The organism is Mycobacterium sp. ABE4_509 (genome assembly GCF_056160785.1).
In genome coordinates this window covers 1-21,917 of record NZ_JBSWXU010000089.1, presented here as the reverse complement: position 1 = coordinate 21,917, position 21,917 = coordinate 1, and the positions used below count along the sequence as shown (strand labels likewise).

Sequence of the window (21,917 nt, the reverse complement as noted above, 5' to 3'; positions counted from 1 at the left end):
CTGTCGGCCGCCGTCCTGGGCCTGGCCGCCCCGGCCGCCGCCGCCCCCAGCGGATCCGACGCCCAGCAGACCATCAGCCAGCTCGAAGCCGACGGCAACCGCGTCATCGTCCACCGGCTCTCCGACACCCCGCTGTCCCAGGCTGCCGTGGTCGACATCCAGTCCGGCCCGGCCCTGCGCGGCACCGTGTCCAACCCCGGCTACGGCGACGACAACCGCCAGAGCGTGGTCACCGGCCAGGTCTACTACATCGACGTGCAGTAACCGCCGCACGAGAACGGGGCGCCCAACCGGGCGCCCCGTTCTCGTGTTCGGAGATGTCAGAGCTTCGAGGCGGCCGCCTCGTCGAGCAGCCACACGGTGGCCTCGGAGCCCACCGCGCCGGCAGCGGGTACCTCACTGGGCTCGGCCCCGCCCACCGCGGCAGCCACCGCCTCGGCCTTGCCGTCCCCGGACACCACCAGCCATACTTCGCGGGAGCGTCGAACCGCCGGCAGGGTCAACGTGATCCGGCGCGGCGGCGGCTTGGGGGAGTCGGTCACGCCGACCACCATCCGCTCGGTTTCGCGCACCGCGTCGGTGTCGGGGAACAACGAATTGACGTGACCCTCACCGCCCATCCCGAGCAAGTGCACGTCGAACTCGGTGGCGGGGTCGACGAAGGACTCGGCGAGCAACTGCTCGTATCCCGCGGCCGCCGAGTCGAGGTCGTCACCGAACTCGCCGTCCGAAGCGGCCATCGCGTGCACATTGACCGCCGGGATGTCGATGTGGTCGAGCAACGCCGCACGGGCCTGTTTGTCGTTGCGCTCATCGTCATCACGCGGCACGAAACGTTCGTCGCCCCAGTAGATGTGCACCTTCGTCCAGTCGATCTCGGCGGCGCGCTCACGCACCCGCTCGAGCAGACCGATGCCGGTTCCACCACCGGTGAGCACGATCGAGGCCTTGCCGTGCGCGTCGATCGCGGCGGTGATCGAGCCGACCAGCCGGTCGCCGGCCGCCTCGATCAGCGACTCCGTGTCGGAATAGGTTTCGATCGTGGGCTTCATTGGTAGGACACCTTGTCGATTCCGGCCAGCGCCTCGTGGTAGATCTCGTCGGCATCGAGCCGGCGCATCTCCTCGGCCAGGCATTCGGGTACGTCTCTGCGAGCCAACGGGACCAGCGCCACCGGGCGTGAGGTTCGGCTCAACGTCGCCGTCACGCCCTCCTGCGGACGGCTGAGCGTGACCGTGTCGCTGGACCGGTGCAACTCCACCTTCAGCGTGCCCACCACCCGGGTCACCGGGCCGTCGATCCGGCTGGCCAGCCAGCCCGCGAGAATGTCGAGCGCCGGTTCCGATTTCAGGCCCGACACCACCGCCGACTCGATCGGCTCGAACGGCGGCTCGTCGATCGCCGAGGCCAGCAGCGCCCGCCAGTAGGTGATGCGGCTCCACGCCACATCAGTGTCGCCGGGGTAGTAGCCCGGCAGCCGGCTCTTGATCGCGGCCAGCGGGTCGGGCGCATTGGTGGCGTTGGTGATCCGGCGGATCGCCAATCTGCCCACCGGGTCCTTGGCGGGCACCTCGGGTGCGCTGTCCGGCCACCACGCCACCACCGGGGTGTCCGGCAGCAGGAAGGGCAGCACCACGGCCGAGGCATGCCCGGACAGCTCGCCGTGTAAACGCAGCACGACGACCTCGCCGGCGCCGGCGTCACGGCCGACCCGCAGCTCGGCGTCCAACCGGGACCGGCCGGCGTCGCCGTCGCCGGCCAGCGTCGCGATCACCCGGCAGGGGTGCTCCCGGCTGGCGAACGTGGCCGCCTCGACGGCGCTCTGCAGCGTGTCCTCGCTGTCGGGCGCGATCACCAGCGTCAGCACCCGGCCCAGGGTCAGCGCACCGCCCTCCTCGCGGAGCTCGGTGATCTTCTTGTTGATCTCGGTGGTGGTGGTGTCTGGGAGTTCGACGATCATCGCAGGATTCCTCGGTTCTTCGCGCGGGCCATCACTAGGGCCGCCTCCACTCCCGGTCCAGTCGGTGCACCATCTCGAATGCCGACGGCGGGCCCCAGGTGCCGGACTCGTAGGGTTCGGGTTTGCCCTGGCTGGCCCAGTTGTCCAGCACCGGATCGAGGATCTCCCAAGACAACTCGACTTCGGCGTTGACCGGGAACAGAGACGGCTCACCGAGCAGCACGTCGAGGATCAGCCGCTCGTAGGCCTCCGGGGAGTCCTCGGCGAACGCCGAGCCGTAGGAGAAGTCCATGTTGACGTCGCGGACCTCCATCGCACTGCCCGGCACCTTGGAGCCGAACCGCACGGTGATTCCCTCGTCCGGCTGGATCCGCAGCACCAGCGCGTTCTTGCCGAGCTCCTCGGTCATCGTGGAGTCGAACGGCAGGTGTGGGGCACGTTTGAAGACCAGCGCGACCTCGGTGACCCGGCGCGGCAGTCGCTTACCGGTGCGCAGGAAGAACGGGACCCCGGCCCACCGTCGGGTGTCGACCTCGACGGTGATCGCGGCGAAGGTCTCGGTGGTGGACTCCGGTGAGAAGCCGCCCTCCTCCAGCAACCCGGGCACCTTGTCGTTGCCCTGCCAGCCCGCGGTGTACTGACCGCGCGCAGACGTCTGATTCAGCGGCTGCATCGGGTGTGTCGCCGAGAGCACCTTGATCTTCTCGGCCTGCAGCTCGTGCGGTCCGAAACTGACCGGTTCCTCCATCGCGGTCAGTGCCAGCAGCTGGATCAGGTGATTCTGGATGACGTCGCGCGCGGCGCCGATGCCGTCGTAGTAGCCCGCCCGACCGCCGAGCCCGATGTCCTCGGCCATGGTGATCTGCACGTGGTCGACGTAGTGGTTGTTCCAGATCGGTTCGAACAACTCGTTGGCGAACCGCAGCGCCAGGATGTTCTGCACCGTCTCCTTGCCGAGGTAGTGGTCGATGCGGAACACCGACTCTTCGGGGAAGACGCTGTTGACCACCTCGTTGAGCTCACGGGCGCTGGCCAGGTCGTGCCCGAACGGCTTCTCGATGACGACCCGGCTCCAGCGGTCGTCCTGCTGGCGGGCCAGCCCGGACTTCTGCAGCTGCTCGCACACCACCGGAAAAGCCTTGGGCGGGATGGACAGGTAGAACGCGTGGTTGCCGCCGGTGCCCCGTTCGGCGTCGAGCTTGCCCAGGGTCTCGGCGAGCTTGTCGAAGGCGGCGTCGTCGTCGAAGGTGCCCTGGACGAACCGGAACCCCTCGGCCAGCCGGTCCCACACCTCCTGGCGGAACGGGGTGCGGGAGTGCTGCTGGACCGCCTCGTAGACCACCTGGCCGAAGTCCTCGTCGGCCCAGTCCCGCCGGGCGAAGCCGACCAGCGCGAACGAGGGGGGCAGCAGGCCGCGATTGGCCAGGTCGTAGATCGCCGGCATCAACTTCTTGCGGGCGAGGTCACCGGTGACACCGAAGATCACCACGCCGCACGGGCCGGCGATCCGTGGCATGCGCTTGTCGCGCTTGTCCCGCAGCGGGTTGTGCCAGGCTTTCGTCATCGCCGGCGGATCACTTCTTGGCGGCGTCGAGCTGGCCCTGGGTGGCCTCCAGCAGTTCCTCCCACGACTTCTCGAACTTCTCCACGCCCTCGTCCTCCAGCAACTTGTAGACGTCGTCGAGGTCGATGCCCGCCGCGGCCAGCTTGTCGAAGACCTCGTGGGATTCCGCCGCCCGGCCGGTCACGGTGTCGCCGGTGATCACACCGTGGTCGGCCACCGCGTCCATCGTCTTCTCCGGCATGGTGTTCACCGTGTTGGGCGCCACCAGCTCGGTGACGTAAAGGGTGTCGGAGTAGTCCGGGTTCTTCACACCGGTCGACGCCCACAGTGGTCGCTGGACCCTGGCGCCGGCGGATTTCAGCGCCTCGAAGCGTTGGCCGCCGAGGAACACCTCCTCGTAGGCGGCATAGGCGAGCCGCGCGTTGGCGACGGCGGCCTGGCCGCGCAGCGCCATCGCCTCGTCGGTGCCGATCTTCTCGAGACGCTTGTCGATCTCGCTGTCCACCCGGGAGACGAAGAACGAGGCCACCGAATGGATCTTGGACAGGTCGTGGCCGGCTTCCTTGGCCTTCTCCAGCCCGGCGAGGTAGGCGTCCATGACCGCCTTGTGCCGCTCGACGGAGAAGATCAGCGTCACGTTCACCGAGATGCCCTCGGCGATCGCGGCGGTGATGGCGGGCAGGCCGGCCAGCGTGGCGGGGATCTTGATCAGCAGGTTGGGCCGGTCGACGATCTTCCACAGCTCGACGGCCTGCAGGATCGTCTTGTCGGTGTCGTTGGCCAGCCGCGGGTCGACCTCGATGGACACCCGCCCGTCCACGCCGCCGGACAGTTCGTACTGCTTGGCCAGCACATCGCAGGCGTTGCGGACGTCGTCGGTGGTCACGGTGCGGATGGTGGCGTCGACGTCGGCGCCGCGCGCTGCCAGTTCGTTGACCTGTTCGTCGTAGGCGTCGCCGGTGGACAGCGCGGCCTGGAAGATCGACGGGTTGGTGGTCACGCCGACAACGGATTTGGTGTCGATCAGCTCCTGCAGATTGCCGGTCTGCAGGCGTTCGCGGGACAGGTCGTCCAGCCATACGGACACTCCCGCGGCGGACAGCTGCGCCAGATTCGTGTTCTGGGTCATGATGAAAACCTCGGTTTCTCGGTTGTGCCTGGTAGGCAGGTCAGTTGGCGATCGTGCGTTCCGCCGCGGCCACCACAGCCTCTGGGGTGAACCCGAACTCGCGGAACAGCGTCTTGTCGTCGGCGGACTCGCCGTAGTGCTCGATGGAGATGATCTCCCCGGTGTCGCCGACGAGCTTGTACCAGCTCTGGGCGATCCCGGCCTCCACGGCGACCCGCGCCGACACGGTGGGCGGCAGCACGCTGTCGCGGTACTCCTTGGGCTGCGACTCGAACCACTCCATACAGGGCATCGACACCACAGCCGCCGTGATGTCCTTGTCCGCCAGCATCTTCTTGGCCTCGACCGCGATCTGCAGTTCGGAGCCGGTCGCGATCAGGATGACGTCGGCGTCGGTGGCCGTTCCGCCGCCGAGCACGTAACCGCCCTGGGCGACACCCTCGGAACTGGTGCCTTCCAGTACCGGGATTCCCTGCCGGGTCAGGATGAAACCGACCGGGCCGCTTCCGTTGCCGCGCGCGATGATGCTGCGCCACGCGTAGGCGGTCTCGTTCGGATCGCCGGGACGCACGACCGACAGATTCGGGATCGCCCGCAGCGCCGCCAGATGTTCGATCGGCTGGTGGGTGGGTCCGTCCTCGCCGAGGCCGATCGAGTCGTGGGTCCACACGTAGATGGTGTCGATGTCCATCAACGACGCCAGCCGCACCGACGGGCGCATGTAATCGGAGAACTGCAGGAAGGTGCCGCCGAATGCCCGGGTGGGCCCGTGCAGCACGATTCCGGACAGGATGGCGCCCATCGCGTGTTCGCGGATGCCGAAGTGCAGCACCCGGCCGTACCAGTCGGCTTTGAAGTCGTCGGTGGAGATCGACGGGGGACCGAACGACTTGACCCCGTCGATGGTGGTGTTGTTGCTGCCGGCGAGGTCGGCCGAACCGCCCCACAGCTCGGGCAGTTTGGGTGCCACGTCGTTGAGCACCTCACCGAAGGCCTTGCGGGTGGCCATCGCCTTCGAGCCGGGTTCCCAGTAGCTGATGTCGGCGTCCCAGCCCTCGGGCAGTTCCTGGGCCAGCAACCGGTCGAGCAGCGCCTTGCGCTCGGGCTCGCGGGCCGCCCACGCGTCGAAGTCCTGCTGCCAGGCCTCGTGGGCCTGCTTGCCGCGACCCACCAGGGAACGGGTGTGGGTCAGGACATCCTCGCCGACCTCGAAGGTCTTGTCCGGGTCGAATCCCAGCACCTTCTTGGTGGCCGCGACCTCGTCGTCGCCCAGCGCCGAGCCGTGGACCCCGCCGGTGTTCATCTTGTTCGGGGCGGGATAGCCGATGATCGTGCGCAGCGCGATGAACGACGGCTTGTCGGTGACGGACTTGGCTTCGGCGATCGCCTGCTCTATCCCGACCACGTTCTCGCCGCCCTCGACCTCCTGGACGTGCCAGCCGTAGGCGCGGTAGCGCGCCGCGACGTCCTCGGACAGCGCGATGTTGGTGTCGTGCTCGATGGAGATCTGGTTCTTGTCGTAGAACACGATGAGGTTGCCCAGCTGCTGGGTGCCGGCCAGCGAGGACGCCTCACTGGTCACGCCCTCCTCGATGTCGCCGTCGGAGGCGATCACGTAGATGTGGTGATCGAACGGGCTGGTTCCGGGGGCGGCGTCGGGGTCGAACAGGCCGCGCTCGTAACGCGCGGCCATCGCCATGCCGACCGCCGAGGCCAGGCCCTGGCCCAGCGGGCCGGTGGTGATCTCCACGCCGCGGGTGTGCCGGAACTCCGGGTGGCCCGGGGTCTTGGATCCGAAGGTGCGCAACGCCTCCAGGTCGGACAGTTCGAGCCCGAACCCGCCGAGGTAGAGCTGGATGTAGAGGGTCAGGCTGGAATGCCCGCACGACAGCACGAACCGGTCGCGGCCCAGCCAGGTGGTGTCGCTGGGGTCGTGCCGCATCTGGCGCTGGAACAGCGTGTAGGCCAGCGGCGCCAGGCTCATCGCGGTGCCCGGGTGGCCGCTGCCGACCTTCTGGACCGCATCGGCGGCCAGCACCCGCACGGTGTCGACCGCCCGGGTATCCACCTCCGTCCAGTCATCCGGGTGGTTGGGCCGGGTGAGGGCGTTGATCTCTTCGAGCGTGGTCACGAGGCGCACTCCTTGATTTGGGCGGGGCATCCGAAAATGAGTGAGTGATCCGCACCGCCCACCCTAGTGCGGAACGGTGCGACAACGCAGAGGTCATCCCTTCCCCGGCGGTGCGGAAGCAGACCCTGCGCTTCCGGGTACCCACACCGGCGGTCTACCATCCTCTGTAGTAGATGCCCCGTGGGGTTGCCCGCGTTGTCGTTGAGGAGATGGTTGCGTGCGGATTCGCGAAGGCCACCTCGTCGACGACGCACCCGCGGGGCCGGTCCGGCTCCGCGACCGGGTGCTCGGCTACATCGGGCTGACCAAACCGCGGGTCATCGAGTTGCTCCTGGTCACGACCATTCCGGCGATGCTGCTCGCCGATCGGGGCACCGTCGACCCGCTGCTGATCCTCAACACCCTGGTCGGTGGTCTGCTGGCGGCCGCGGGCGCCAACACGCTCAACTGTGTCGCCGACGCCGACATCGACAAAGTGATGAAACGCACCGAGCGGCGGGCGCTGGCCCGCGCCACGGTGCCGCGCAGCCACGCGCTGATCTTCGGCCTGACGTTGTCGGTGGCCTCGTTCTTCTGGCTGTGGTGGACGACGAACATGCTCTCGGCGCACCTCGCGGGCGCCACCATCGCGTTCTACGTGCTGGTTTACACGCTGCTGCTGAAGCGCCGCACCTCGCAGAACGTGGTGTGGGGTGGGGCGGCCGGCTGCATGCCGGTGATGATCGGCTGGTCGGCGGTCACCGGCACCATCCAGTGGCCGGCACTGGTGATGTTCCTCATCATCTTCTTCTGGACACCTCCGCACACCTGGGCGCTGGCCATGCGCTACAAGGAGGACTACAAGGCCGCCGGTGTGCCGATGCTGCCGGCGGTGGCCACCGAGCAGCAGGTCACCAAGCAGATCCTGATCTACACCTGGCTCACCGTGGCGGCGACGCTGGCCCTGGCGCTGGCGGCGGGGTGGCTCTACGCCGCGGTGGCCATCGTGGCCGGCACCTGGTTCCTGGTGATGGCCCACCAGCTCTACGCCGGGGTGCGCCGGGGCGAGCCGGTGAAGCCGCTGCGGTTGTTCCTGCAGTCGAACAACTACCTCGCCGTGGTCTTCCTGGCGTTGGCGGTGGACTCCGCGCTGGCCCTGCCCGCGCTCTTCGCGGTCTGAGTCAGGGCACCAGCACCACCGAGCCGACGGTTTTGCGGCCCTGCAGATCCCGGTGCGCCTGTTCGGCGTCGCGCAACGGGTAGCGACGGCTGACGGTGACAGACAGGGTGCCGTCGGCGATGGCGGAGAGTAGTTCACCGGCCCGCCAGGAGAATTCGTCGGACGTGCGGGTGTAGTGGCCCAGGTTGGGCCGGGTCAGGTACACCGATCCGGCCGCGTTGAGGCGCTGGGGGTCGACCGGGGGCACCGGGCCGCTGGCCGCGCCGAACAGTGCCAGGGTGCCGCGCACCGCCAGGCTGGCCAGGCTGGCTTCGAAGGTCGACGCGCCCACGCCGTCGTAGACCGCGGCGACGCCGTCGCCGTCGGTGAGTTCCCGGATCCGGGCGGCGAACGCCTGTGCGCCGCCCTCGCCCCCGTCGGGGTAGTCGAGCACCTCGACCGCGCCGGCCTGGCGGGACAGCTCCGCCTTGTCCGGGGTGGACACCGTGGTGATCACCCGGGCGGCCAGCGCGGTGGCCCACTGCGTCAGGATCAGTCCGACGCCGCCCGCACCGGCGTGCATCAGTACGGTGTCGCCCTGCTGCACGGGGTAGGTCGATTTGAGCAGGTAGTGCGCTGTCATGCCTTTCAGCAGCGCCGAGGCGATCGCGTCGGGGGCCACCCCGTCGGGCACGTAGGCGACGAAGTCGGCTGGGGCCACGCAGTATTCGGCATACGCGCCGGAAGCCTTGTCGGTGACCACCCGATCGCCGACGGTCAGCGCCGCGACCCCGGCACCGATGGCTTCGATGACCCCGCACACCTCGCTGCCCACGACGAACGGCAGCTCACGCGGGTAGAGCCCGGACCGGAAGTAGGTGTCGATGAAGTTGACGCCGATCGCCTCGGCGCGGATCAGCACCTGGCCGGGGCCCGGTTCGGGCTGCGGCTTCTCGACGTGGGACAGAACTTCCGGCCCGCCTGTTTCGGCGACTTCGATGGCGTACATAGGGCCCATCATGCCTCCCTCGGTAACATCTTCTCCGCTCATGAAGCTGGCCCGTCCCGATGTCTTCCACCCCCGCGTCGTGCTCGCGGGGTGCGCGGCGCTGCCCGAGGGCGACGGGGACGACGACGGTCTGGTCGAGGCGCTGCGCCGCCGTGGACTGCATCCGCGCTGGCTGCCCTGGGACGACCCGGCGACCCTGGACGCCGACCTGGTGATCCTGCGCGCGGCATGGGATTACACCGAGCGCCTCGACGAATTCCTGGCCTGGACCCGGCGGGTGCGCCGGTTGCTCAACCCTGCCGCGGTGGTCGCGTGGAACACCGACAAGCGCTACCTGGGCGACCTGGCTGCCGCCGGGGTGCCGACCGTGCCCAGCGTGTTCGTCGCGCCGGGGGAGGGCTTCGCGCTGCCACCCGGCACGGAGGGCGGCGAGGTCGTCGTCAAGCCGGCCGTCGGAGCCGGGTCGGTGGGCGCGTTGCGGTTCACGGACCCGGCCGCGGCCGCGGCGCACGCCGCGGCGCTGCAGCAGGCCGGTCAGACGGTCCTGGTGCAGCCCTACGACCCGAGAGTGAGCGCGGGTGAGACGGCGCTGGTGTTCGTCGGTGGCGCGGCCTCGCACGCGTTCACCAAGGGGCCGATCCTGCCGCCGCCGGGGGGTGCGCCGGTCTTCGACGAGTCGGGCACCTACGCCGAGGAGCGGCTGGCGCCTGCCGATCCGGATTTCGAGCTGTGGGACGTCGGTCATGCCGCCCTGGCAGCCGCCGCCGCCCATCTCGGCATCACGCCCGGCGATCTGCTCTACGCCCGGGTCGATGTGCTCGGCGGGCCCGAGGCTCCCCGGCTGCTGGAACTCGAGCTGGTCGAGCCGTCGCTGGGCTGGCGCCAACTCGACGACGCGACCCGGGCGCGCCGGCAGCGGGTGTTCGCGCTGGCCGTCGAATCAGCGCTGGAGCGCTTCGGCCTCGGTCCGTTCTCGCATCGAAGCCCATAGCGCGGCGGTGGCGGCGGTGCAGGCCGCCGCACCGGCGACGTGCAGGGCGACCAGGGCTTCCGGGACGCCGGTGAAGAACTGGATCGCACCCAGCAGGCCCTGAGCGGCCACCAGCGCGACCACCACGACGAGGCGCTTGAGCACGGCGCGGGCGGCATGCGCCGCCAGCAGCCCGAAGCCGAGCCCGATCAGCAGGGACAGGTAGGCGACCAGCAGCGACGAGTGCAGGTGCACCAGGGTGGTGATCTCGATCTGCAGGCGCGGCACCGGACGTTCGATGCTCTTGTCGCCGGCGTGCGGCCCGGCTCCGGTCACCATCGTTCCGGTCACCAGCACCGCGGCCAGCGTGACGGCGCTGAGGACGGTCAGGTGGCGCAGCGGGCCCGGCACCCGGGTGCGGTAGGCGCCCCGGTCGGGTTCGCCGACTTTGACGAACAGCAGCACCGCCAGCCAGACCATCGTCATCGAGGCGAGCAGGTGGATCGCCACCGTCCACCACAGCAGGCCGGTCAGCACGGTGATGCCCCCGATCACCGCCTGGACCACGGTCGAGGCGGGCATCAGCCATGCATAGACGAGCACCTCGCGGCGGCGTCGCGCCCGCACGACCACGATGACGGCCGCCGCGGCGGTCAGCACCACCAGGAACGTCAGCAGCCGGTTGCCGAACTCGACGGTCTGGTGGATGCCGGCCACCTCGGGGTGCGGGACGGGTGTGAAGCTGCCCGGGAAGCACTGCGGCCAGGTGGGACAGCCCAGCCCCGAGGCGGTCACCCGCACGATCGCACCGGTGACGGCGATACCGCCCTGGGTGAGGATCACGGCCGCGGCGACGATGCGCTGCGTGCGCAGGCTCGGTTCCGGAAGCAGGTCGACGAGCCGCATGAATAGTCGTTTCACGGGCACCTTGTGATGGTAGAGCCTTGCTAACTACGCCCCGTAGTAGGGGCGGCTCAGGTGAAGCGGAACCACTTCAGTGCGCACACCGCGCCGACGGCTCCCCACCCGGCCAGCACGGCGATCCCGAACCAGTCCACCGACAGCGTCATCGCCTGGGACAACGATTCGGTCAGCGCCCCGGACGGGGTCAGTCGCGCCACCCAGGCCACCGCCGACGGGACCACGCCCCCCGCGCCGCTGTCCAAGGTCAGAGCACCCAGGCCGGCGAAGACGAACCACAGCAGGTTGGCCACGGCCAGCACGATCTCGGCGCGCAGCGTCCCGCCGAGCAGCAGGCCCAGGGCGGCGAACACAGCGGTGCCCAGGGCGATGATCACCGCGCCCAGCGCGAGCCCGGCGATCGGCGGCCGCCAGCCCAGCGCCGCGCCGATGGCGCCGAACAGAACGGACTGCAGGATCACCACCGACACCACGGCCATCGACTTGCCGGCGATGATGCCCCACACCGGCAGGGCGGTGGCGCCGAGCCGTTTGAGCGCCCCGTAGCGCCGGTCGAAGGCCACGGCGATGGCCTGGCCGGTGAAGGCGGTGGAGATCACCGCCAGGGCCATGATCGCGGGCACGAAGGTGGCGGCGCGGTTGGGTCCGAACGAGCCCAGCGGTAACAGGGTCATCCCGACCAGCAGCGTGATCGGGATGAACATGGTCAGCAGCAGCTGCTCGCCGTTGCGCAGCAGCAGGCGCAACTCGAGGCCGAACTGTGCGGCCAGCATCCGGGGCACCGGTGCGGGACGCGGATCCGGGGAGAACGTCCCCGGGGCGAATCTGTTGTCGCTCATGCCACTCATGGACGCAGCTCCCGGCCGGTCAGATCGAGGAAGACGTCTTCGAGGCTGCGCTGTTCGACACGCATGTCGGTGGCCAGCACGTCGAGGCGGGCGCACCACGCGGTGACGGTCGCGAGCACCTGGGGGTCGATGTGGCCCTCCACCAGATACTCGCCCGGGGCCGTCTCGACCGCCCGGTAGCTCTCCGGCAGCGCCGACACCAGCAGGCTCAGATCCAGCTTTCGGGGGGCGCGGAAGCGCAGCTGGTTCTCGGCGCCGTTGCGGGTCAGTTCGGCCGGGGTGCCGGTGGCGACCGCCGCGCCGTGGTCGATGATCAGGATGCGGTCGGCCAGTTCCTCGGCCTCGGCCAGCTGGTGGGTGGTGAGGACGACCGTCACCCCGTCCCGGCGCAGCGCGTCGATCAGCTCCCACACCACGATGCGTGCGTGGGCGTCCATGCCCGCGGTGGGTTCGTCGAGGAACACCAGTTCCGGGCGGCCGACGACCGCGCAGGCCAGGGCGAGACGCTGTTGTTGTCCGCCGGACAGCCTGCGGTAGGGGGTGCGGGCCGAGTCGTTGAGTCCCAGGGTGCTCAGCAGCCACGCCGGATCCAGCGGGTCGGCCGAGTAGGCGGCCACCAGGTCGAGCATCTCACCGGCCCGGGCCGCCGGATACGCGCCGCCGCCCTGCAGCATCACCCCGGTGCGGGCCCGCACCGCGGCGTTGTCGGCCACCGGGTCGAGACCGAGGATCTCGATCGACCCGGAGTCCGGTTTGAGGAAGCCCTCGCACATCTCCACCGTTGTCGTCTTGCCCGCCCCGTTGGGGCCCAGCAGGGCGAACACCTCGGCGGGGCCCACCTCGAGATCGAGCCCGGACACCGCGGTGGTGGATCCGTACCGCTTGGTGACCGCGCGCAGCCGCACGGGCGCCGACGGGCGCTCGTGCGCAGGTCCGGCGGCAGATGGGCGCGGGGTCACGGAGACTCAGCGTAGGCGTCGGTCCTGGGGGTCGGTGGCGCTGGTGGCGCCGGGGGGTCCCCGGGAGGTGCGTCGGCTTCGCCGGCGGGGCGGCCCGAGGCCGTTCGCGGCAGTGCCCGCCACGGCAACCGGCGGTGGGTCAGCGCGATCAGCAGCAGCACGATCACCGCGCTGGCCAGCGTCGCCAACACGATCTGGAACAGGGCGAACCGGTCGCCGTTGGCGGTCGGCCCGAAGATGCCGACCACCAGCGTCACCACGATCACCGCGGCGCGGAAGCCCGGCCTGGTGGCCCACGCGGCCAGCGGAATGATGGCCCACAGCAGATACCACGGCTGCACCACCGGGAACAGCAGCACGGTGGCGCCGAGCGCGACGCCGAGCCCGCCCACCGGATGCAGCCGGCCGCGCAGCACCGCCAGCAGCAGCCAGGTCACGATCACCGCGATGAGGCTGACGCCAATCGCACGGGTCAGTGCCAGCACCGCGGTGGTGTGGTCGCCGAGGCCGAGCAGGATGCCGACCTGGCCGGTGCCCAGCGCCAGCAGCGTCGGCGGGGACATCCAGCTGCGCACCACGTTGGCCGTGCCCAGCGTGAACAGCCAGCCGAAGCCCAGCCCGCTGGCCCAGCCGATGACGGCCATCACCGCCAGCGACACGGTGCCCAGCAGCCCGCCGGCGTACAGGAACGCCCGGACCGTGCCGCCCCACCGGTGGGCCAGGGCCATCACCACGAACCCCAGCGCCAGCAGTGAGGGGAGTTTGACCTGCGAGGACATCGTGATCAGCACCGTGCCGCCGACCAGCATGGCCGCCGGATACCAGCGTGCCCAGTCGGCGCGGCCACGGGGCCACGCCCGTGACCTGCGCAGGTCCGCGCTCAGTCGCGGTGGCGAACCTCTGACCGCGCTGATGCCGCGCAACGCGAACTCGGTGCCGGTCAGCATCAGGCCCAGCATCAACGCCTCGTTGTGGATCCCGGCGACCAGATGCATGAACAGCAGTGGATTGGTCGGGCCCAGCCACAGCGCGCTCACCTCGGCGACCCCGCACCGGCGGGCCAGCCGCGGGGTGGCCCACACGATCAGCCCGACCCCGATCAGCACCATGAGCCGGTGGAACAGCACGGCCTCGACGATGTTCTCCCCGGTGATCGCCGAGATTCCCCGCCCGATCCACAGGAACAGCGGACCGTACGGAGCCGGCGTTTCGCGCCACAGGCTGGGCACCGACAGGGTGAAGACGTGGTCGAGCCCCAGCCCGGTGGCCGGCCCGACCCGGTAGGGGTCGCTGCCCTGCAGCGAGATCTCGCTCTGGGCCAGGTAGGAGTAGACGTCCTTGCTGTACATCGGAGGGGCGATGAGCAGCGGTAACGCCCACAGCAGCAGGGTCCGGTCCAGTTGGCTGCGGGTCATCCGGCGCTCGCCGAGGGCGAACCGGCCGAGCATCAACCAGGCCAGCGTCATCATCACCGCGCCGGTGGTGGTCATGGTCAGCGACACGGTCTGGATGCGCGACGGCAGGTTGAGCAGCCGCACTCCGAAGGTCGGGTCCTGGATGACGGGGCGTGCCCCGGCGCCCAGTGCGCCGATGGCCATCAGCACGGTTCCGGTGGCACCGAACAGGCGGGTACGCCGCATCGCGATGAGTTCGGCGTCGTTGAGTGGGGTGCCGACCGCGCGCTCGTCGCCGTGCCAACCGGCGATCGAGGTGCTGAGGGAAAGGAGGCGGCCTGCCACGAGGGCAGCGTAGCCGCCGGATATTCCCGTCCGGCCGGGACGAGACGATGTGACCATCCCAACAGGCGCCGATTAGGGTGCCCTTCCTAGACCCGCTGCGGTAATTGCGTCACACTGGTGTTGTGAAAATCCGTTCGCAGCGTTCGACCGTGCCGGCGCAGGTGCCTGCGCAGGTGTCGAAGCAGGCCGCGGATGGGGACTCGCACGGGCGCACCAGGGGCGCGATCATCAAGCTGCTGCTGGAATCGGGCCCGACCACCGCTGGTCACATCGGTGATCAGCTCGGCCTTTCGGCCGCCGGGGTGCGCCGCCACCTCGATGCTCTCATCGAGGCCGGTGACGCACAGGCCAACGCCGCCGCCTCGTGGCAGCAGGAAGGGCGGGGCCGGCCGGCCAAGCGCTACCGGCTGACCGCGGCGGGCCGGGCCAAACTCGAGCACACCTACGACGACCTCGCCTCGGCGGCGATGCGCCAGCTCCGCGAGATCGGCGGCGACGACGCCGTACGGACCTTCGCGCGCCGGCGCATCGACACCATCCTCGCCGGTGTCGACCACTCCGACGGCACCGACGATGAGGTCGAGGAGGCCGCCGACCGGATCGCCGATGCGCTCAGCGACGCCGGGTACGCCACCACGACCACACGCGTGGGCGGACCGGTGCAGGGCGTGCAGATCTGTCAGCATCACTGTCCGGTGTCCCACGTGGCCGAGGAGTTTCCGGAACTGTGCGAGGCCGAACAGCAGGCCATGGCCGAGGTTCTGGGTACCCACGTCCAGAGGCTGGCCACCATCGTCAACGGCGACTGTGCGTGCACCACCCACGTCCCGCTCAGCCCGGCAGGGCAGCCGGGGAGCTGACCGCCGACCGGCACGACCGAGTACGAACTCCGGCGCACAGCCCGCGCCGGGGCCACCACCAGAGCAAAAGGAGTGCGTCGCAATGACACTCACACCGGAGGCTGCAGTCTCCAAGGCTGCCGCCGCACCTCTGACCCAGGAAGAGGCCATCGCCTCGCTGGGCAGGTACGGCTACGGCTGGGCTGACTCCGATGTCGCAGGCGCCAGCGCCCAGCGGGGGCTGTCCGAGGCGGTGGTCCGCGACATCTCGGCGAAGAAGAGCGAGCCCGAGTGGATGCTCGACATCCGGCTCAAGGCGCTGCGCACCTTCGACAAGAAGCCGATGCCGAACTGGGGCTCCAACCTCGAGGGCATCGACTTCGACAACATCAAATACTTCGTGCGCTCCACCGAGAAGCAGGCCGCGAGCTGGGAAGACCTGCCCGAGGACATCCGCAACACCTACGACAAGCTCGGCATCCCCGAGGCCGAGAAGCAGCGCCTGGTGTCCGGCGTCGCCGCGCAGTACGAGTCCGAGGTCGTCTACCACCAGATCCGTGAGGATCTTGAGGCCCAGGGCGTCCTGTTCCTCGACACCGACAGCGCCCTGCGCGAGCACCCGGAGATCTTCAAGGAGCACTTCGGCACGGTGATCCCGGCCGGGGACAACAAGTTCTCCGCGCTGAACACCGCGGTGTGGTCGGGCGGTTCGTTCATCTACGTGCCGCCGGGCGTGCACGTCGACATCCCGTTGCAGGCCTACTTCCGGATCAACACCGAGAACATGGGGCAGTTCGAACGCACCCTGATCATCGTCGACGAGGACGCCTACGTGCACTACGTCGAGGGCTGCACCGCGCCGATCTACAAGAGCGACTCGCTGCACTCGGCAGTCGTGGAGATCATCGTCAAGCCCGGTGGCCGCTGCCGCTACACCACGATCCAGAACTGGTCGAACAACGTCTACAACCTGGTCACCAAGCGGGCCCGCGCGGAGGCGGGCGCCACCATGGAGTGGGTCGACGGCAACATCGGCTCGAAGGTCACGATGAAGTACCCGGCGGTGTGGATGACCGGTGAGCACGCCAAGGGCGAGGTGCTCTCGGTGGCCTTCGCCGGTGAGGGACAGCACCAGGACACCGGAGCCAAGATGCTGCACCTGGCGCCCAACACGTCGAGCAACATCGTGTCCAAGTCGGTGGCGCGCGGCGGCGGCCGGGCCTCCTACCGCGGCCTGGTCCAGGTGAACAAGGGTGCGCACGGTTCCCGGTCGAGCGTCAAATGCGATGCGCTGCTGGTCGACACGGTCAGCCGCAGCGACACCTACCCCTACGTCGACATCCGCGAGGACGACGTGACGATGGGCCATGAGGCCACCGTGTCCAAGGTCAGCGAGGACCAGATGTTCTATCTGATGAGCCGCGGCCTGACCGAGGACGAGGCGATGGCCATGGTGGTGCGCGGCTTCGTCGAGCCGATCGCCAAGGAGCTCCCGATGGAGTACGCGCTGGAGCTCAACCGGCTGATCGAACTGCAGATGGAAGGCGCGGTCGGATAACAGTGACTTCCGATCTGACTTCCAATCTGACTTCCGACGCGACCCAGGCCGTGGAGGGCTCGGCCCTGTCGGCCGTCAACAAGGGCGAGGTGTTCTCGTCCTTCGACGTCGAGGCATTCGAGGTGCCCGGTGGTCGTGACGAGATCTGGCGGTTCACCCCGCTGCGGCGGTTGCGCGGGTTGCACGACGGTTCGGCCCCCGCGACCGGCTCGGCCGGCGTCACCGTCACCGAGCGCCCGGGCGTCACCGTCGAGACCGTCGGCCGCGACGACGAGCGCCTCGGTGCGGCCGGGGCGCCCACCGATCGGGTCGCCGCACAGGCCTTCTCTTCGTTCAACTCGGCCACGGTGGTCACCGTGGCGCGCGACACCGAGGTGGCCGAACCGATCGAGATCGCCGTCACCGGGCCGGGCGAAGGCGCGGTGGCCTACGGCCACCTGCAGATCCGGGTGGAAGAACTGTCCCGCGCCATCGTGGTTGTGGACCTGCGCGGCAGCGGAACCTACGCCGACAACGTGGAGATCATCGTCGGCGACTCCGCCGGGGTCGGGGTGATCTGGATCGCCGACTGGGCCGACGACATGGTCCACGTCAGCTCCCATCACGCCACCCTCGGCAAGGATGCGGTGCTCGGGCACGTCAACGTCACCCTCGGCGGGGACGTGGTGCGCACCACCGCGACGGTGCGGTACAGCGCGCCGGGTGGTGACGCGCAGATGCTGGGCACCTACTTCGCCGACGACGGTCAGCATTTCGAGTCCCGGCTGCTGGTCGACCACGCCCAGCCCAACTGCAAATCCGACGTGCTCTACAAGGGTGCGCTGCAGGGGGATCCGGACTCGAAGAAGCCCGACGCGCACACCGTGTGGGTCGGAGACGTGCTCATCCGTGCCGCGGCGACCGGCACCGACACCTTCGAGGTCAACCGCAACCTGGTGCTCACCGACGGGGCCCGGGCGGACTCGGTGCCCAACCTGGAGATTGAGACCGGCGAGATCGTCGGAGCCGGGCACGCCAGCGCCACCGGGCGTTTCGACGATGAGCAGCTGTTCTACCTGCGCTCCCGGGGGATTCCCGAGGAGGCCGCCCGTCGCCTGGTGGTCCGCGGGTTCTTCGGCGAGATCATCGCCAAGATCGCCGTGCCCGCTGTGCGTGAGCGACTGACCGAAGCCATTGAACGTGAACTAGCGATCACCGAATCGAGAAGCAACTGACCATGACCACTCTGGAAATCAAAGACCTGCACGTCTCGGTCGCCAACCCCGACGCGGTGGGCGAGCAGATCCCGATCCTCAAGGGCGTCAACCTCACCGTGCGCTCCGGCGAGACCCATGCGGTGATGGGACCCAACGGGTCCGGCAAGTCGACGTTGTCCTACGCGATCGCCGGCCACCCCAAGTACACCGTGGACTCCGGGTCGATCACCCTCGACGGGCAGGATGTGCTGGAGATGTCCGTCGATGAGCGGGCGCGCGCCGGGCTGTTCCTGGCCATGCAGTACCCGGTCGAGGTGCCCGGTGTTTCGATGTCGAACTTCCTGCGCACCGCCGCGACCGCGGTGCGTGGCGAGGCGCCGAAGGTTCGGCACTGGGTCAAAGAGGTCAAGGGCGCGATGGGCGACCTCGGGATCGATCCGTCGTTCGGTGAGCGCAGCGTCAACGAGGGGTTCTCCGGCGGCGAGAAGAAGCGTCACGAGATCCTGCAGCTGGGTCTGCTCAAACCCAAGATCGCGATCCTCGACGAGACCGACTCCGGCCTCGACGTCGACGCGCTGCGGGTGGTCAGCGAGGGCGTCAACCGCTACGCCCAGGCCGAGGACGGCGGGGTTCTGCTGATCACCCACTACACCCGGATCCTGCGCTACATCCAGCCGCAGTTCGTCCACGTGTTCGTCGACGGCCGGATCATCGAGTCCGGTGGTCCCGAACTCGCCGACGAGCTCGAGGAAAACGGCTACGAGCGCTTCTCCCAGGCCGCGGCCGCCGGAGCCTGACATGACGGCCGTGCGGACGCCCGGCCGGCACCGGGACGATGCGCTCGACGTCGAGCGGATCAGGGCGGACTTCCCGATCCTGAGCCGGGTGATGCGTGGCGGAAACCAGTTGGCCTATCTGGACTCCGGCGCGACTTCACAGAAGCCGCTGGCGGTGCTGGACGCCGAGCGTGACTTCCTGACCACCTCCTACGGCGCGGTGCACCGCGGTGCGCACCAGCTGATGGAGGAGGCGACCGACGCCTACGAGCAGGGTCGCGAGGACATCGCGGCGTTCGTCGGTGCCGACGCCGGGGAACTGGTCTTCACCAAGAACGCCACCGAGGCCATCAACCTGGTGGCCTACACGCTGGGAGACAGCCGATTCGAGCGGGCCGTCGGACCCGGCGACGTGATCGTCACCACCGAGCTGGAACACCACGCCAACCTGGTTCCGTGGCAGGAGCTGTGCCGCCGCACCGGCGCCGAGCTGCGCTGGTACGGCGCCACCGACAGCGGCCGGATCGATCTGGACTCGCTGCAGCTCGACGAACGAGTGAAAGTGGTTGCGTTCACCCATCACTCGAACGTGACCGGCGCGGTGGCCCCGGTCGGCGAGCTGGTGAAGCGGGCCAGGGAAGTCGGTGCGCTCACCGTGCTCGACGCCTGCCAGTCGGTGCCGCATCAACCGGTGGATCTGCATGCCCTCGACGTGGACTTCGCGGCGTTCTCCGGGCACAAGATGCTGGGCCCGACCGGTATCGGCGTGCTCTACGGTCGCGCCGGACTGCTCGATGCGATGCCGCCGTTCATCACCGGCGGCTCGATGATCGAGACGGTCACGATGGAGACGAGCACGTATGCGCCGCCGCCGCAGCGGTTCGAGGCCGGCACTCCGATGACCTCCCAGGTGGTCGGCCTGGCCGCGGCCACGCGGTACCTGAACGAGATCGGGATGGCTGCGGTCGAGTCCCACGAACGCGAGCTGGTCGCCGCCGCGCTGGCCGGGCTGGCCCAGATCGACGGTGTGCAGATCATCGGCCCCACCGACATGACCGACCGCGGTTCGCCGGCGTCGTTCGTGGTCGACGGCGTCCACGCCCACGACGTGGGGCAGGTGCTCGACGATGATGCCGTCGCGGTGCGTGTCGGTCACCACTGCGCGTGGCCGCTGCACCGGCGTTTCGGGATCGCCGCGACGGTGCGGGCGTCGTTCGCGGTGTACAACACCCTCGACGAGGTCGATCGTCTGGTTGCCGGGGTGCGCCGGGCCGTGGAGTTCTTCGGGGACTGAGCGGAGCTGATGAGACTCGAGCAGATCTACCAGGAAGTGATCCTCGATCACTACAAGCACCCGCACAACCGGGGCCTGCGGGAACCGTTCGGCGCCGAGGTGCACCACGTCAACCCGACGTGCGGTGACGAGATCACGCTGCGGGTGGCGTTGTCCGAGGACGGCGAGACGGTCGCCGACATCTCCTATGACGGTCAGGGCTGCTCGATCAGTCAGGCCTCCACGTCGGTGCTGACCGATCAGGTGATCGGCCACAGCGTCGGGGATGCGCTCAAGACGGTCGCGGCGTTCTCGGAGATGGTGTCCTCGCGCGGCCGCATCGAGGGCGACGAAGAGGTGCTCGGTGACGGGGTGGCGTTCGCGGGCGTCGCGAAGTACCCGGCGCGGGTGAAGTGCGCGCTGCTGGGCTGGACGGCGTTCAAGGCCGCGGTGGCGGAGGCCAGCGCATCGGATACCGCGGTGGCGGAGGCCGGCGGCGGGGAAGACACTGAAGAAGCTGAGGAGATTTCATGAGTGACACTGCACTGCCCGAAGACGACCTGGTGGCCGAACTCGAAGAGGCGATGCGCGACGTGGTCGACCCGGAGCTCGGCATCAACGTCGTCGACCTCGGACTGGTCTACGGCCTGGGCGTGGAGAAGGGGGACGGCGGTCCGGTCGCGTTGATCGACATGACGCTGACATCGGCGGCATGTCCGCTGACCGACGTCATCGAGGACCAGTCGCGCACCGCTCTGGTCGGTGCGGGCCTGGTCAACGAGATCAAGATCAACTGGGTGTGGAATCCGCCGTGGGGTCCGGACAAGATCACCGACGACGGTCGCGAACAGCTGCGCGCGCTGGGCTTCACCGTCTGAGGCGGCCGCTCGCTCAGTCGAGCAGAGCGGCCAGTTCGATGAGGTCGGCGGCCACCAGCGTCGGCTGGGGCAGCGTGTCCAGCGGCAGGACCGCGTTGCCCGGGCGGGCCAGGAAGGCTGCCTGCATGCCGGCGCGCTGAGCGCCGATCGTGTCCCAGATGTGTGCTGCGACCATCAGGCAATCCGACGGTGCCACACCGAGTTGCGCCGCGACGTCGGTGTAGAGCCGCAGCGACGGTTTGAACACCCCGAGGGTGTCGACGGTGAACTGGCGCTCGAAGTATCCGGCCAGACCGGCGGTCTCCAGCGGGCTCGGCGAGCCGCCGGCCGGGGGAGAGTTCGTCAACGTGGCCAACCGGTAGCCGCGGCCGGCCAACGCGGTCAGGCCTTCTTCGACATCGCGGTGCGCGGGCATCGACTGCATACCGCGGCCCAGCCGTTCGAGGTCGCCGCCGGTGACCGTCACCCCGTGGACCGCGCCGGTCATCTGCAGGACCGCACGGCCGAGGGCGAAGAAGTCGACATAGCTGTCGGCCAGGGTGACCGTCATCGAATAGGTGACGAGCTGACCGAACCATTCGCGCAGCACCCGGCGGTCGCCGAAGAGGTCCTCGAACACCGGTGCCAGCGCATCGATGTCGATCAGTGTTTCGTTGACGTCGAACACCAGCACCGAAGGTCGAACCGGTGGGGCGTGCGCGGGTGCCATGACATCGAGGATGACATCCCCGTCGGCGGCGCATCCGTGTAACGCTGGGGTGCCGGTGCGACACCGAGGGTCGGGTGAGAGGAGCCGCGATGGCCGACACGTCCGGGACGTCCGAGGCGTTCGAGGCGTTCGGTCGGCGCTACGCCGACACCCGAAGCCAGTTGCGCGCGGTCGCCGAGAGCGTGATCGCCGGCCCGCAATACCGCTCGACGGGGACGATCCGGCTCACCGCGCTCCCCGACGGTTTCGCCGGTGCGGAGTTGCCGGTGTCGGTGTCGGGCGGTGAGCTGCGCTGGCCGGGCGGCGCGGCGGCCCTGGCC

21 protein-coding genes and 1 pseudogene are annotated in these 21,917 nt (G+C 69.2%); 11 read left to right on the top strand and 11 right to left on the bottom strand.

Translation table 11 applies throughout. From position 1 onward, the window contains the following. The coding region (locus tag ACXAID_RS18245) for a hypothetical protein (protein WP_475023624.1) at positions 1-264 on the top strand (264 nt) is incomplete at its 5' end. 56 nt (positions 265-320) lie between these two features. Here the strand turns inward: ACXAID_RS18245 and pgl are convergent. The 5 genes from pgl to tkt are packed head-to-tail and all read right to left on the bottom strand — an operon-like array spanning position 321 to position 6,784. Then, positions 321-1,052 (bottom strand): 6-phosphogluconolactonase, encoded by a 732-nt coding sequence (gene pgl / locus ACXAID_RS18240; protein ID WP_475023623.1) that lies wholly within the window; start codon positions 1,050-1,052, stop codon positions 321-323. Continuing rightward, the gene (gene opcA, locus ACXAID_RS18235) at positions 1,049-1,960 is read right to left on the bottom strand and encodes a glucose-6-phosphate dehydrogenase assembly protein OpcA (RefSeq protein ID WP_475023622.1); all 912 of its coding nucleotides are present in this window, start codon (positions 1,958-1,960) and stop codon (positions 1,049-1,051) included. Before opcA ends, pgl begins: the two co-directional genes overlap by 4 nt. A 34-nt stretch (positions 1,961-1,994) precedes the next feature. Then, positions 1,995-3,524 carry a glucose-6-phosphate dehydrogenase gene (gene zwf, locus ACXAID_RS18230; RefSeq protein ID WP_475023621.1) on the bottom strand — a complete coding sequence of 510 codons (1,530 nt, stop codon included), beginning with the start codon at positions 3,522-3,524 and terminating at the stop codon, positions 1,995-1,997. A gap of 10 nt (positions 3,525-3,534) precedes the next feature. Further along, positions 3,535-4,656 (bottom strand): transaldolase, encoded by a 1,122-nt coding sequence (gene tal / locus ACXAID_RS18225; protein WP_475023626.1) that lies wholly within the window; start codon positions 4,654-4,656, stop codon positions 3,535-3,537. 37 nt (positions 4,657-4,693) lie between these two features. Next, the gene (gene tkt, locus ACXAID_RS18220) at positions 4,694-6,784 is read right to left on the bottom strand and encodes a transketolase (protein ID WP_475023620.1); all 2,091 of its coding nucleotides are present in this window, start codon (positions 6,782-6,784) and stop codon (positions 4,694-4,696) included. Between the two features lie 217 nt (positions 6,785-7,001). Between tkt and ACXAID_RS18215 the strand changes: the two genes are divergently transcribed. Next, complete coding sequence (locus tag ACXAID_RS18215; protein ID WP_475023619.1) at positions 7,002-7,943, top strand: heme o synthase; 942 nt, start codon at positions 7,002-7,004, stop codon at positions 7,941-7,943. A 1-nt stretch (position 7,944) separates the two neighbouring features. On the opposite strand, the gene ACXAID_RS18210 is transcribed toward ACXAID_RS18215, so the two are convergent. Beyond that, positions 7,945-8,931: a quinone oxidoreductase family protein gene (locus tag ACXAID_RS18210; protein ID WP_475023618.1), complete on the bottom strand. Its 987-nt coding sequence runs from the start codon at positions 8,929-8,931 to the stop codon at positions 7,945-7,947. A 40-nt stretch (positions 8,932-8,971) separates the two neighbouring features. On the opposite strand from ACXAID_RS18210, the gene ACXAID_RS18205 reads away from it, so the two are divergent. After that, positions 8,972-9,922 carry an ATP-grasp domain-containing protein gene (locus ACXAID_RS18205; protein WP_421459131.1) on the top strand — a complete coding sequence of 317 codons (951 nt, stop codon included), beginning with the start codon at positions 8,972-8,974 and terminating at the stop codon, positions 9,920-9,922. Here ACXAID_RS18205 and ACXAID_RS18200 read toward each other — a convergent pair. From ACXAID_RS18200 to mptB, 4 genes are read right to left on the bottom strand one after another with little or no spacing between them, the layout of a single operon-like run. Continuing rightward, complete coding sequence (locus ACXAID_RS18200; protein WP_475023617.1) at positions 9,872-10,828, bottom strand: COX15/CtaA family protein; 957 nt, start codon at positions 10,826-10,828, stop codon at positions 9,872-9,874. The two genes, ACXAID_RS18205 and ACXAID_RS18200, sit on opposite strands and share 51 nt — an antisense overlap. A gap of 47 nt (positions 10,829-10,875) precedes the next feature. Then, positions 10,876-11,661: an ABC transporter permease gene (locus tag ACXAID_RS18195; protein ID WP_421459128.1), complete on the bottom strand. Its 786-nt coding sequence runs from the start codon at positions 11,659-11,661 to the stop codon at positions 10,876-10,878. A 5-nt stretch (positions 11,662-11,666) separates the two neighbouring features. After that, on the bottom strand, positions 11,667-12,629 hold the full coding sequence (locus tag ACXAID_RS18190) for an ABC transporter ATP-binding protein (RefSeq protein ID WP_475023616.1): 963 nt from the start codon (positions 12,627-12,629) through the stop codon (positions 11,667-11,669). Continuing rightward, a complete protein-coding gene (gene mptB / locus ACXAID_RS18185) occupies positions 12,626-14,368 on the bottom strand; it encodes a polyprenol phosphomannose-dependent alpha 1,6 mannosyltransferase MptB (RefSeq protein WP_475023615.1) in 1,743 nt (580 codons plus the stop codon). Before mptB ends, ACXAID_RS18190 begins: the two co-directional genes overlap by 4 nt. A 104-nt stretch (positions 14,369-14,472) precedes the next feature. Here mptB and ACXAID_RS18180 point away from each other — a divergent pair, with 104 nt between their 5' ends. From ACXAID_RS18180 to ACXAID_RS18150, 7 genes are all read left to right on the top strand, one after another. Further along, positions 14,473-15,228, top strand: coding sequence for a helix-turn-helix transcriptional regulator (locus ACXAID_RS18180; protein ID WP_475023614.1), 756 nt, complete (start codon positions 14,473-14,475; stop codon positions 15,226-15,228). A gap of 82 nt (positions 15,229-15,310) precedes the next feature. Next, positions 15,311-16,765, top strand: a complete 1,455-nt coding sequence (gene sufB / locus ACXAID_RS18175; RefSeq protein ID WP_475023613.1) for a Fe-S cluster assembly protein SufB — start codon at positions 15,311-15,313, stop codon at positions 16,763-16,765. 26 nt (positions 16,766-16,791) lie between these two features. After that, a complete protein-coding gene (gene sufD / locus ACXAID_RS18170) occupies positions 16,792-17,979 on the top strand; it encodes a Fe-S cluster assembly protein SufD (RefSeq protein WP_475023625.1) in 1,188 nt (395 codons plus the stop codon). Positions 17,980-17,981: 2 nt separating this feature from the next. Continuing rightward, positions 17,982-18,758 carry a Fe-S cluster assembly ATPase SufC gene (sufC, locus tag ACXAID_RS18165; protein ID WP_475023611.1) on the top strand — a complete coding sequence of 259 codons (777 nt, stop codon included), beginning with the start codon at positions 17,982-17,984 and terminating at the stop codon, positions 18,756-18,758. 1 nt (position 18,759) lies between these two features. After that, positions 18,760-20,031 (top strand): cysteine desulfurase, encoded by a 1,272-nt coding sequence (locus ACXAID_RS18160; RefSeq protein ID WP_475023609.1) that lies wholly within the window; start codon positions 18,760-18,762, stop codon positions 20,029-20,031. A gap of 9 nt (positions 20,032-20,040) precedes the next feature. Beyond that, positions 20,041-20,544: a Fe-S cluster assembly sulfur transfer protein SufU gene (sufU, locus tag ACXAID_RS18155; protein ID WP_475023608.1), complete on the top strand. Its 504-nt coding sequence runs from the start codon at positions 20,041-20,043 to the stop codon at positions 20,542-20,544. After that, entirely contained in the window at positions 20,541-20,888 is a 348-nt protein-coding gene (locus tag ACXAID_RS18150; RefSeq protein ID WP_475023607.1) for a metal-sulfur cluster assembly factor, read from the top strand. Before sufU ends, ACXAID_RS18150 begins: the two co-directional genes overlap by 4 nt. Positions 20,889-20,901: 13 nt before the next feature. On the opposite strand, the gene ACXAID_RS18145 is transcribed toward ACXAID_RS18150, so the two are convergent. Beyond that, positions 20,902-21,597 carry a haloacid dehalogenase type II gene (locus tag ACXAID_RS18145; RefSeq protein ID WP_475023606.1) on the bottom strand — a complete coding sequence of 232 codons (696 nt, stop codon included), beginning with the start codon at positions 21,595-21,597 and terminating at the stop codon, positions 20,902-20,904. A gap of 89 nt (positions 21,598-21,686) precedes the next feature. Between ACXAID_RS18145 and ACXAID_RS18140 the strand changes: the two are divergent. Continuing rightward, positions 21,687-21,917 (top strand): annotated as a pseudogene (locus ACXAID_RS18140) (hypothetical protein); the annotation flags it as partial.

Bases quoted from the DNA above. Each gene is read 5' to 3' on its own strand.
- ACXAID_RS18210 (WP_475023618.1), bottom strand. From the start codon at position 8,931: ATGTACGCCATCGAAGTCGCCGAAACAGGCGGGCCGGAAGTTCTGTCC.
- ACXAID_RS18160 (WP_475023609.1), top strand. From the start codon at position 18,760: ATGACGGCCGTGCGGACGCCCGGCCGGCACCGGGACGATGCGCTCGAC.
- sufC (WP_475023611.1), top strand. From the start codon at position 17,982: ATGACCACTCTGGAAATCAAAGACCTGCACGTCTCGGTCGCCAACCCC.
- ACXAID_RS18145 (WP_475023606.1), bottom strand. From the start codon at position 21,597: ATGGCACCCGCGCACGCCCCACCGGTTCGACCTTCGGTGCTGGTGTTC.
- ACXAID_RS18205 (WP_421459131.1), top strand. From the start codon at position 8,972: ATGAAGCTGGCCCGTCCCGATGTCTTCCACCCCCGCGTCGTGCTCGCG.
- pgl (WP_475023623.1), bottom strand. From the start codon at position 1,052: ATGAAGCCCACGATCGAAACCTATTCCGACACGGAGTCGCTGATCGAG.
- sufU (WP_475023608.1), top strand. From the start codon at position 20,041: ATGAGACTCGAGCAGATCTACCAGGAAGTGATCCTCGATCACTACAAG.
- sufB (WP_475023613.1), top strand. From the start codon at position 15,311: ATGACACTCACACCGGAGGCTGCAGTCTCCAAGGCTGCCGCCGCACCT.
- ACXAID_RS18150 (WP_475023607.1), top strand. From the start codon at position 20,541: ATGAGTGACACTGCACTGCCCGAAGACGACCTGGTGGCCGAACTCGAA.
- zwf (WP_475023621.1), bottom strand. From the start codon at position 3,524: ATGACGAAAGCCTGGCACAACCCGCTGCGGGACAAGCGCGACAAGCGC.
- ACXAID_RS18195 (WP_421459128.1), bottom strand. From the start codon at position 11,661: ATGAGCGACAACAGATTCGCCCCGGGGACGTTCTCCCCGGATCCGCGT.
- opcA (WP_475023622.1), bottom strand. From the start codon at position 1,960: ATGATCGTCGAACTCCCAGACACCACCACCACCGAGATCAACAAGAAG.